We start from the raw sequence: 11,523 nt of genomic DNA on the forward strand, positions 1-11,523 counted from the left end.
GCGGGTTAGTCGTCATCATTATGACCGAGAGAATAAATCACCGATCATCTGGCCTCAGGAGTGTATATGTCTGACTTTCAACGCAGCGTCGATCTGGATTTTGATCGTGAGCACATCTGGCATCCGTACAGTTCAATGACCACGCCGGGCAATATCTGGCCGGTGAAAAGTGCCAGTGGTGTACGTTTAACGCTGGAAGATGGTCGTGAGCTGATTGATGGCATGTCATCCTGGTGGTGTGTGGTTCATGGCTACAATCATCCACGTTTAAATGCGGCAGCGGCCGAACAACTACAACACATGAGTCATGTGATGTTTGGTGGCTTAACTCATGCGCCAGCGGTTGAACTGGCCAAGCGCTTGGTTAGCATCACGCCGGATGGTCTGGATAAAGTGTTTATTGCCGATTCCGGTTCGGTGTCAGTTGAAGTGTCCATTAAAATGGCGATTCAATATCAACACGCGCGCGGCAAGCCCAATAAAAATCGCTTACTGGCATTAGAGCATGGCTACCATGGCGATACCTTAGGTGCTATGTCTGTGTGTGACCCGCAGCGGGGTATGCACCATTTATTCTCCGGCATTTTGCCGCAGCAGTTTTTTGTACCGGCACCACAAACGCCATTCGATGGTGACTGGAACCCGGATGATATTCTACCGCTGCGTCACAAGCTGGAGCAGCATCACAATGACATTGCCGCTCTGATTCTTGAGCCGATTGTGCAGGGCGCGGGTGGCATGCGTTTTTATCACCCGGAATATTTACGCCAGGCACGGGCATTATGTAACGAATTTGATGTGTTATTAATTGCCGATGAAATTGCCACCGGCTTTGGTCGCAGCGGTAAGTTATTCGCGTGCGAACACGGTGATATTACCCCGGATATTTTATGTGTTGGTAAAGCCATTACCGGCGGTTATATGAGTCTGGCGGCCACGCTGGCAACCACTCATGTGGCAGAAACCATCAGCAACGGCGAAGCCGGGTGTTTTATGCATGGGCCAACTTTTATGGGTAATCCGCTGGCGTGTCGGGTGGCGTGTGAAAACATCGATTTATTAATCGAAAACGATTGGCAGGCTCAGGTTTCTCGTATCGAAAAAGGCTTGGAGAAAGGTCTGGCGCCGGCACGTGAATTAACCAGCGTCGCAGATGTTCGTGTATTGGGTGCCATTGGTGTGATCGAAATGAAACAGCCGGTGGATATGGCAACTCTGCAACCGGCTTGTGTCGAACGTGGTATCTGGATCCGCCCGTTTGGTAAGCTGGTGTACGTGATGCCGCAGTTTGTGATGAGTGATGAGGACTTGGCGCAGCTGACGGCAGGCATGGTGGGGGCGTTAAGCGATTCCATGAGTTAAAAGGTAAAAGGCAGAGCATTACAGTATTTGTAATGCTCTGCGAGCCGGGTTAATTGATTTCTATAGGCTCAGGATTATCAGAGATAGATCCCTCATTGTCTTCATCATCATTGTCAGCTACTGCTATCGTGCAGTTTTCTGGTAATGTCGCCTGGCCCAGAGTTAGATAGCGGTAAGTAAATGACTCTTCGTCTATGTCAGCGAAAAACGCGTCACTGGCTTGTAGCTGGCCATTCTCAATACGCATTCCCGTTGGCAAATAACTGATTGACAACGGGTAACCGATGCAACGAGTAGTATCTTGGTAAGTTTCCAGGTAATAGGCGATGATCAAATCGTCACGAATGACCAGATAGCCTTCACTTGATGACTCTTCAGGCAATTTCCAAGTGCCAGTGTATTGATTTAGCGGCACTTTTGCTGACAATGTTGCGTTTAAAGTGCTGTCTACATTAATGGTCGTAATAGCATCAACACTGGCATCATCGGCATTCAGATCTTCATCTGCATTACCATTGCTTTGGTTTGCATCAAAGCTGCCGGTATAACGATCGACTTCATCACCTTGCGCAACAACCACTGAATAATCAGTATCGGCATCCCCATCAAAATAGTGAACAAAAACCTTATATTCACCTTCTGGCATTTGATACTGGAAAGTAATATTTTCAGGCCCATAAGCTTCGGTATTATCGTAATCCAGCCAGCCTAATGAACTTTTGGATAACCTATCCGCGTAATAAATTTTATTGCTGTTTGGCTCAACAACCCACAGGTCAAGGTCAGTTTGTGTATTCCAGGTTAATGAAATCTGGATTGGTGCTGTGGCAACGGCTTCAACATTTAGAGCCAGCTCCTGAATACCCACCCAATTACTTTCGTCTGTCAGATCAATATCATCGATGCTATCAACGGTTGTGATGCTTTCGTTAACCAACAGCGGGTAGATTCGTAACTTGAGGTCTTCAAGGCTTGACTCAAGGTTGAAGTCATCGATGCTCCAGCCCTGAATGGTGACTTCAGTCGTGCCAGTCATCGCGGTATTTTCATTGATTACCGGTGACTCGAGTGTTGTGATCGCCGGTCTTAAGTATTTTGTGGCTTTGGATTTCTTGGTATCAGCCAGGGCTGCAGAAGACGTTGTAAAAGCTGATGCTTGACTGCTTGACTGTTGTGCTGGAATGAACAGCTGGCTGCTATCCGGCAACTCAATGATGTATCCACCTACTTTTTTACCGCTGGGTACCTGATCCTCAGGCACACTCAAGGCGAGCTGATAGTTGGAGTTTGCGGTTACAACGACTGATTCCACATTCGATGAGTCAACAGAATCCAGCGAATCAGGTATGGAGTCACTTGATACCTCAACTTGCTGGGCGTTCGGAATACTGATTGCGTCAGAAATGTTGTTGCTGGTTACCTGCTCAGGTTCCGTTTTTTCTTCAGGCTCTTGCTGACCCCCTTGTTGCCCATCAGGGTTCGTTGTCGGGTCTTCCTGGAGTGGTTGTGGGTCAGAGCTGCCACCAGATCCGCCGCCACAGGCGGCCAGGATTGAAGAGGTTAATAAAAGAAGCGGAATTTTTTTCATGAAACAAATCCTTATTTCAGTTTCAGGGGGCCGTTATTGTTATACTCTGTTTATATGAGTGTCAATATTACTGGCCTGTTATGTTTGAACTTTCTCCTGACTAAGCTGTCCTCATCTTGATCCATCTCTGATAACACTATTCAGGTAATTGTTGTGCCCAGCATTGTAAAGACGTTATTTTTCCGATCTAAACCCTTAGTTGACCAGGCCACCGCCGAGTGGGTGTTCGAAACATTTTCCTGGGCATTACAAACCTTTGATGCAGAGGAATTCTTTCAGCGCACGCAACTTATTCAGCCAAACAATGAGTTCTTTCCCGGGCGTGTTGCCAGCGTAGAGGAAAAAGCCGCTAATATTTTTCAGCATACACAGCGTTATGCCGGGTTGAATCACTGGCCGCTGCAGTTGTTATCGACACAACAATTACAGGCAGATCCTCAGTGTCAGCTGCCTCCTGCGCCACAACCGATGTTGGAGCACATAACGCGTGATTCACAATTAAATACGACCAACGAATTAATTCCCACCGATCAGCCATTACAGGTATTTTATAATCCGCAACAAACGTTAAAGCCCGAAGATATGGCCGCCAGTTATGCTCATGTATTAGCGCAGCATATGGTGGTACAAGGGCGGGTATTGCCACCGGGTGGGCAGGAATTATTTGCCGAAGCCAGTGAATTATTAGCAGGCTTTATGGGCTTTGGTGTGTTGCTGGCTAACTCGTCGTATACCATTCGTGGAGGGTGTGGCAGCTGTTACAACGCTATGGCTAATCGTCAACCGGCATTAACCGAATTCGATAATGTATTTGTGTTGGCGCTATTTTGTCGGTTAAAAAATATTGATAACAAAAGCGCGACCCGCTACCTGAAAAAACACCTGCATAAACCTTATAAAATGGCGTTAAAACAAATTGACAGCTTTCCTGATCAAGTTTCCCGCTTGCAGGCTATAAAACTCAACGATTGTCTCTGACAGTTTTAATGACCTGAATATCCAGCCGTTTTGCCAGGCGCGATAAGTTTGCACGATCAATACCCAGCTGACGAGCGGCGGCGGCCCAGTTTCCTTGATTTAACTCCAGCGCTTGTAAAATAATCTGGCGCTGAAAATCTTCGGTTGCTTGTTTCAGACTGACGTTGATATCGATGTTGAAGCTTGTGTCGATGATGGCGTTTGTTTTAGGAAGGGGATTTTCAATCATAGTTGAATGCAGCTCTCCCATATCTACCAGATTAATCGTCACCATCGCGGAATGCGGCTGACGACTGCGCGCTTTTAATGCAGCACGATTAATACAATGCTCAAGTTCACGAATATTACCGGGCCAGTCGTACCGATTAAGATAGGGTATAACATCGTGATCAAATTTAACCTGGGTCAGTTTTAATTTGCGGCGCATCAGTTCTACAAAATAGCCGCTTAACAGTACAATATCTTGTTTACGCTGACGTAAAGGCGGTACGGTTAGCGGGTAGACACTTAAGCGATGATATAAGTCGGCTCGGAAGCGCTGGCCTTCGACTTCCTGTTGTAAATCTCGGTTGGTTGCTGCAAGAATCCGTACATTCACCTGATGGGTTTTATCCTGGCCAACGGGCTGAATTTCCTGGCTTTGTAACGCTCGTAATAATTTACTTTGAACGGCCAGCGGTAACTCGCCAATTTCATCAAGAAATAAAGTACCACCGTTGGCAATGGTGAATTTTCCCGCCCGGCTTTGGCTGGCTCCGGTAAAGGCGCCTTTTACGTGGCCAAATAATTCACTTTCGATTAAATTTTCCGGCAGAGCCGCGCAATTCACATATACCAGAGGGCCATTACGACGCCGTGATTGTTGGTGGATGGTTCGGGCAACTAGCTCTTTGCCAACCCCCGTTTCTCCATAAATCAGTGCGGTGAAATCTGACCCGGAAACAATATCAATTTCACGTTTTAAACGTTGCATGGCATCACTTTCGCCGATCAGTTCGCCCCCATCTTTGGTTAATGCCTCTTGGGTTAGTTCTTCGACAACCGCTTTGGCGTGGCTGGCATCACGTTTAAACCACTCTAACGTCAGCGCATTTTTTAATGCGGCAGCTGAAATGGCAGAAATAATATCCAGTGTACGTTCAGGAATATCATCAAACTCGTCAGGTGTCAGACTGTCGAGGGTTAATACCCCGATCAGATTGCCATCAAACAGCAAGGGAAGTCCCATGCAGGAATGCACGGGTAAATCACCTTCCATTGCCATTAATAAGCCGTCGTAAGGGTCGGGCAATTCCGACTTACTACTGAAGCGCACCGGTGACTTCGCCTGGCAGATTTCAACAAAACGTGGATGCTGCTGAATCTCAAAACGCCGCCCTAACACTTCTGCTGTTAACCCCTGTTGCGCCAGCGGTTTGAGATGCTCGCCTTGCAGCGTCAGGAGGACAACGGCATCACAGTTAATGGCTTTGCGGATATGGCTCAGTAAACGTTCAAACCGGTCGTCTGTGATCAGGCTATGGCTCAAGTCGATGGCAAGCTCAATCAGGGTGTTCAGAGAGATACGACTCATCGCGTGATACTCGGAAGAGGGCAGTATAGGGATATTGTGAGTGAGTGTTTATAACATCATGTAGTCATAATGACATTTTATTTTTGTAGTCAATATGACTATTTTGGGGTGGTGTTAATTGTAATGCATTGAAATATAAGAAAAAATAGTCTGGCATGGAATTCGCAGTTGGATTGATACGATTGAGTGTGAGACTGATCAAATGTTTCCTGACTTCCGCTTGAAGCCATTTCATCCTGATGCACCGCTTTGGCATCTGGCTTTTCGGCCGCTTTTTTTACTTGCTAGTATTGTCTCCGTTTTAGCCTTGGTGGCTTGGATGGGCATATTAAATTCCTGGTCTCCCTGGCAGCCGGTTTTCAGCCCGGTGTTATGGCACATTCACGAAATGATCTTTGGGTTTGCATTAACAATTGCCGCCGCCTTTTTATTAACCGCGGTGCAAACCTGGACCGGGTTGCGTAGTCTGCATGGTAAAAGCCTGATGTTACTGGTGGTTATCTGGTTACTGATCCGGCTATTGATCTGGCAGCCTTGGTGGGCTGTGAACAAGGTATTGATATTGGCAATTTTGTTGCTGCAAGCTAGTTGGTGGCTGATTGTTATTAGTTGCTTTAGCCGCTTGTTAATACGTTCTGTCAATCAGAGAAACTATTTTATTATTCCATTGTTGGCCATTATTACTGGATTAAATCTATTATTTATTCACCTGTCTTACGGTGGTTTTTTTAACGAAGCTCTACATATCAGCAAAAGTGTTATTTTATTTTTTTGTGTGATAATCACTGTTATATCCGGCCGGGTTATTCCTATGTTTACCCGTAACGGCTGTCGTATGGCAGGAGTGGAAACCGATATTAAACCAACTCCTCGTCTTGATCAGGTGTTAGTGTTGTTATCGTTTATTGCAGCCAGTAGTTATTTATTCAGTGGTTGGATCAGAGAAATTTCCGACCTTGGCGTTGAATGGTTAGTGTTTCTGGTTGGTATTCTGCACATTTATCGGCAATCACATTGGCAGCCTTTGAAGACCATTTATATTCCGTTGTTGTGGTCGTTACACCTTTCGTACTGTTTTCTGGCTATGGGGCTAATAGCCGTTTTTATCAGTGAGGCATCACCTATCATCCGCAGTGGCGATGCCTTTCACCTGATAACCGTAGGCACTTTAGGTGGTATGATTTTGGCGATGATTGCGCGGGTGTCATTAGGGCATACCGGCAGGCCACTGGTTGCCAGTCGATTAATCAGTATCGCGTTTGCTCTGATTTTTATCGCTGCGCTTATTCGTTTCCTTTTTCCCATGTTTCAACTCGCGTTATGGGGGTGGAATCTTTCAGTTGTGTGTTGGGGCATCGCCTTTTCATTATTTTGTTATGTTTACTTTCCCATCTTAACCAAAGACCGCGTTTAGAATGAGAAAAGCACCAGGCTCTGCGAGTCTGGTGCTTTGCTTTTTAGCTAAAAACTACAGGTTATGATTACTGAGCCAACGCTAAATCATCCGGTTGTTCAATCACCAAATGACCGGTACGAATACGTTGAGGGTGATCACCCACCGGGAAGCTGGCGACTTCTTTTGCTGTTTCAAATGAAATAACCGACACACGATCCTGCTGGCTCACCGATACATAACAATGTTTACCATCGGCACTTTCAGTTGACCAATATGGCTTGGCATCCAGTGGGTGCTCTTTCATCAGCGAAACAGTTTTGTATTCAAAACTATCGCGCTCAACAATGGCGGCATAACCCGACATAGTGCCCGCGACGCATAATTTATCGCCACTGCTGTTCATGGCTAAGCCGTGATGGGCAGAATTTAATTGATAATCGCGGGTGCTCATTTCAGCAATCACTTGTGGAACCGGCAACTCGATACGGCGAGTTACTTTTTGTTGTTCTATATCGTATTCAAAAAAGCCGTGGTAAAACGATACCTGCAGATAAACAAATTTTCCGTCAGGTGCGACGGCCATAGGGCGCACTGCACTGTCTACCCATGGGAAACCAAATTCTTCCAGCTTCTCTCCCATATCCACTTGTTGCAGGACTTCGTACGTTTCAGCATCCACCACCTGAAAATAGCGGTCGCCTTTAATCCAATCTAGCCAGGACGTGGTAAAAGGCACATAAACCTTGCCGATGCTGGCGTGGTAAATCAGTTTGCCATCGGCAGAATAGGTATTTTCATGGGGCTGATCACCGGATTCAAAGCCACCTTTAATGGCCCCGGTTTCAGTATCAATCGCGTGGACTTTACGTGCGGTGGATGCAGACACCAGAAAGGTTTTGCCATCGGGTGAAATCGCTGCATGATCGGAGCGGGAGCCTTCGATGGGCGTGCGCCATTTGATTTCACCGCTGTTCACATCCAGAGCAACCACATCGGCAAAGCTGGGGCGGGAAATAAACAGATAGCGGCCATCGTTGGAGGTAAACATATCGTCAACCATCTGATGATTGCCTTCACCAATCACTTCTTTAATAAAGGTTGAAGTGATCCAGCGCTTGATGCTGCCATTCAGTTCCTCCAGACGTTCGGCTTTATCCGGTACGGCATTGAGTTTTTTAATACGCTGAAAGGTGTGGGGGTCGTAAATATCAATGGTGCCATCCCAGTTGTTGCCCACCACAATCACATCACGGGCACCGTCGGGTTTTGGCTTGGCATGAGGATTATGTGCAGTATGTTGGTCAGCACCATCGGTGATTTGAGGATTGACAATGTCAGCCGCTTGAGAGAAAGAAAAACTGGCGGTTAATGCCACCGCCAGAGCGCATTTGATCAGCTTCATAGGAGTACCTTGTAGGTTTTATTATTAGAGTGATGGTACTCACTATACCCGATCAGTGCGCAGCGGTAGTGACTTTAGCGGCCAATATTTTTGACCGCTGAGGCCAGTAAAGAAGAAATCGCTATACGAGTACCTTGCTTACTTCTGCTGCTGAATAATCAGCTGCTTCAACTCCTGAATTTCAGCCTGTAAGTCTTCAATGGTCGCTTTGCCTTCGGCCTCCTCTTGTTCCGCACGCTCGCGGGCGTGTTCATCTTCCAGCACATTCACGACGATACCAATCACCATATTGAGGAAGGCGAATGCGGTCAGAAAGATAAAGGTGAGGTAATAAATCCACGATAGCGGGTAGGTGCCCATGGTTTCGTACATCACATCGGTCCAATCTTCAAAGGTCATCACCCGGAACAGCGTCAGTAATGAAATAGAGATATCGCCCCATAGCTCAGGATTGATCTGAGCAAAGAAGGTCGAGCCTACGGCGGCGTAGATATAGAAGATGATAAACATCAGCAGCAGGACATAACCCAGTTGCGGCAGCGCCCGCAGCAGTGAGTTCAGCAGGGTGCGCAGCTCCGGAATGATCGATACCATCCGCAATACCCGGAATATCCGTACCAATCGGCCAATCAGTGCCATATCGCTGTTTTCAATCGGAATCAGGCTGACCACCACTACCAGAGTGTCAAACACGTTCCAGCCATTATGGAAGAAGCGCTTTTTATTTGGCTCGGCAATAAACCGCACGATGATCTCAAACAGGAAGATCACGGTGATACTGGCATCCAGCCATAGCACGACTTGCAGTATCTTCTCTGGGATGACGTAGGTTTTGGCGCCAATCAGCAATGCTGAAATGATGATGACGGACACCACAAACAGTTCGAAGAGTTTGTTATCGCGCAGCTTTTGAGAGGCCGCCTGAATTGCCTGAATATTCATAGTCTGAGGGTAAGTTGTATAAAGTTGCTCGGAGGTCGAGAGTTAGCGTGAACGGCATCATAAACCAGCTTGGTGGATCGGCGGAAGTCGGAGGAGGGGATGCCCGTGCAGAGCCGTGTTATGGCTTGGTTGTTGGTAATTACTTACATAAATGCTCGATCGTAAAGTTAGTATTCACTTCATATAGCAAAATTTTATATATCATCGAGTTGGTGGTCACTAACTTAAGAAGTTACTTTAACTTTGCGTCTTAGATGGAACAGTCTGTTCAGATTTTACCCTCCACAAATTCCCACCATTCTCTCCCACTTAGCTAAGTCATTGTGAAATAAAGCAAAATTCTGCAATAACAGCATGGTAGCTGGCTTGCAAAAGGCATAGGTGCTTCCTATAGTGTAGTTATGTGGATGATAGTGGGTAATTGTGGAGTCTCTTTAAGCTGCAGTGGAGATTCATGGAATTACCGGGGTAAAACACCTGGTGTTAGTGCTTACTATCGCTGCAAAATAAGAATTACCCAATTTATAAACAGAAGGTCACAACGGAAGGCATATGTTTCGGGGGCTACATACGATCAATCTGGATGCTAAAGGGCGTCTGGCGATCCCGACCAAATATCGGGAACCGCTGGCCGAGCTCTGTGGTGCCCGTTTGGTAGCCACCATTGATACCGAAGAGCGCTGTTTGTTGGTGTATCCCATTAATGAGTGGGAAGAGATTCAGAAAAAAATTGAAGCGCTGCCCAGTTTTAACCCGGTTGCCCGTCGTATTCAGCGTTTGCTGATTGGTCATGCAACGGATCTGGAACTGGACGGCAGTGGACGAGTGCTGTTACCGCAACCTTTGCGGGAATACGCCGGTTTAGAAAAAGAAAGTGTGCTGGTTGGTCAGGGCAAAAAGCTGGAACTGTGGAGCAAAGCTCAATGGGAAAGCCGTCGAGATGACTACCTGGATATGGTGAGCCAGCCAGATCAGCTACCGGATGAATTACAGAGCTTGTCGTTATGAGTTTACAAGGCACAAATTTAGAAGATTTTTTACATACCACGGTATTGCTGGAAGAAACCGTCGACGGTTGCGTGACCAATCCAGATGGTGTGTATGTTGACGGAACCTTTGGCCGTGGTGGTCACAGCCGTTTGTTGTTAAGCAAGTTATCCGATAACGGTCGTTTGATTGGGTTTGATAAAGATCCATTGGCGATTGAGTCGGGCAAAGCGTTAGAGCAGGAAGACAGTCGCTTTCAGATTGTGCAGTCCAGTTTCGCCGAGATGAAAACCGAATTAGCGCGCTTAGGTATTTCTGAGGTAGACGGGATTTTGCTCGATCTGGGAGTGTCCTCTCCCCAGCTTGACGATGCTGAACGTGGTTTCAGCTTTTTACGTGACGGCCCTTTGGATATGCGTATGAATCCGGATGCCGGAATCAGCGCCGCTGAATGGCTAGAGCAAACCCCGGAAAAGGAAATCGCCCGGGTATTAAAAGAATACGGCGAGGAGCGTTACGGTAAACGCATTGCTAATTGGTTGAAAAAAGCACAAGCCGAAGAACCGATTACCACTACCTTACGATTGGCTGAAATTGTAAAAGCGGCGAACCCGAACTGGGAGCGTCATAAGCATCCGGCAACCCGTGCGTTTCAGGCGATTCGAATCGCGGTGAATAATGAGCTGGGTGATCTGGAAAATGTACTGGGTGAATCGGTCGAATTATTGGCTTCTGGCGGTCATCTGGCAGTGATCAGTTTCCATTCGCTGGAAGATCGTATGGTGAAGCGATTCATTCGTGCCCAGGAAAAAGGCAAGGATGTCCCGGTGGGTATTCCCCTAACGGATGATCAGTTGGGCAAAACCATGAAGCGAGTTGGTAAAGCGATTATGCCAACCAAAGAAGAAATTGAGCGCAATGCCCGCTCCCGTAGTGCGGTATTGCGGGTGGCTGAGCGTTTAAACAAACAATAGGCGCAAGCATGGATGCTGAACAAATGGCCGATCAGGATATCTGGCTAAAGCGAAGTTTGTCTGTGTTGCCCTGGATGTTGTGGTTGCTGGTTGTGGTTATTGCGGCTTTGCAGATTTCTCAGGTACATAAACACCGCGGTTTATTAGCGCAGTGGCAACAGCTGGATCAGCAGCGCCTGGAGTTGTTACAGGAACACACGCGTTTATTGCTGGAAATCAGCACGTTAACCGCACACGGACGAATTGATCAGCAAGCACGTAAGCAACTCAATATGACAGAAGCGCAAGACGTACAAGTCTGGCAACTTTAAAACAGAAACG

10 protein-coding genes are annotated in these 11,523 nt (G+C 46.9%); 6 read left to right on the plus strand and 4 right to left on the minus strand.

Features of this window, described 5'->3' with window-relative positions:
- Positions 1-66: 66 nt before the first annotated feature.
- Positions 67-1,362: an adenosylmethionine--8-amino-7-oxononanoate transaminase gene (gene bioA / locus KFF03_RS04595; protein ID WP_255859194.1), complete on the plus strand. Its 1,296-nt coding sequence runs from the start codon at positions 67-69 to the stop codon at positions 1,360-1,362.
- A gap of 49 nt (positions 1,363-1,411) precedes the next feature.
- Here the strand turns inward: bioA and KFF03_RS04600 are convergent, their stop codons facing one another.
- A complete protein-coding gene (locus KFF03_RS04600; protein ID WP_255859196.1) occupies positions 1,412-2,950 on the minus strand; it encodes a YfaP family protein in 1,539 nt (512 codons plus the stop codon).
- Positions 2,951-3,103: 153 nt separating this feature from the next.
- On the opposite strand from KFF03_RS04600, the gene KFF03_RS04605 reads away from it, so the two are divergent.
- Complete coding sequence (locus KFF03_RS04605; protein WP_255859197.1) at positions 3,104-3,928, plus strand: hypothetical protein; 825 nt, start codon at positions 3,104-3,106, stop codon at positions 3,926-3,928.
- On the opposite strand, the gene norR is transcribed toward KFF03_RS04605, so the two are convergent.
- A complete protein-coding gene (gene norR / locus KFF03_RS04610; RefSeq protein ID WP_255859199.1) occupies positions 3,912-5,501 on the minus strand; it encodes a nitric oxide reductase transcriptional regulator NorR in 1,590 nt (529 codons plus the stop codon). The genes KFF03_RS04605 and norR overlap by 17 nt on opposite strands.
- Positions 5,502-5,703: 202 nt before the next feature.
- Between norR and KFF03_RS04615 the strand changes: the two genes are divergently transcribed.
- Positions 5,704-6,915 (plus strand): NnrS family protein, encoded by a 1,212-nt coding sequence (locus KFF03_RS04615; protein ID WP_255859201.1) that lies wholly within the window; start codon positions 5,704-5,706, stop codon positions 6,913-6,915.
- Positions 6,916-6,982: 67 nt separating this feature from the next.
- Here KFF03_RS04615 and KFF03_RS04620 read toward each other — a convergent pair whose 3' ends face one another.
- Positions 6,983-8,299: a YncE family protein gene (locus KFF03_RS04620; RefSeq protein ID WP_255859203.1), complete on the minus strand. Its 1,317-nt coding sequence runs from the start codon at positions 8,297-8,299 to the stop codon at positions 6,983-6,985.
- A gap of 138 nt (positions 8,300-8,437) precedes the next feature.
- Positions 8,438-9,241: an ion transporter gene (locus KFF03_RS04625; RefSeq protein WP_255859205.1), complete on the minus strand. Its 804-nt coding sequence runs from the start codon at positions 9,239-9,241 to the stop codon at positions 8,438-8,440.
- 552 nt (positions 9,242-9,793) lie between these two features.
- Here KFF03_RS04625 and mraZ point away from each other — a divergent pair.
- From mraZ to ftsL, 3 genes are read left to right on the plus strand one after another with little or no spacing between them, the layout of a single operon-like run.
- Positions 9,794-10,249 carry a division/cell wall cluster transcriptional repressor MraZ gene (gene mraZ / locus KFF03_RS04630; protein ID WP_255859207.1) on the plus strand — a complete coding sequence of 152 codons (456 nt, stop codon included), beginning with the start codon at positions 9,794-9,796 and terminating at the stop codon, positions 10,247-10,249.
- Positions 10,246-11,202: a 16S rRNA (cytosine(1402)-N(4))-methyltransferase RsmH gene (rsmH, locus tag KFF03_RS04635; RefSeq protein ID WP_255859209.1), complete on the plus strand. Its 957-nt coding sequence runs from the start codon at positions 10,246-10,248 to the stop codon at positions 11,200-11,202. The genes mraZ and rsmH overlap by 4 nt, the downstream gene beginning before the upstream one ends.
- Positions 11,203-11,210: 8 nt before the next feature.
- A complete protein-coding gene (ftsL, locus tag KFF03_RS04640) occupies positions 11,211-11,513 on the plus strand; it encodes a cell division protein FtsL (protein WP_255859211.1) in 303 nt (100 codons plus the stop codon).
- Positions 11,514-11,523 lie beyond the last annotated feature (10 nt).

The organism is Bacterioplanoides sp. SCSIO 12839 (assembly GCF_024397975.1).
Classification (GTDB): Bacteria; Pseudomonadota; Gammaproteobacteria; order Pseudomonadales; family Oceanobacteraceae; genus Bacterioplanoides.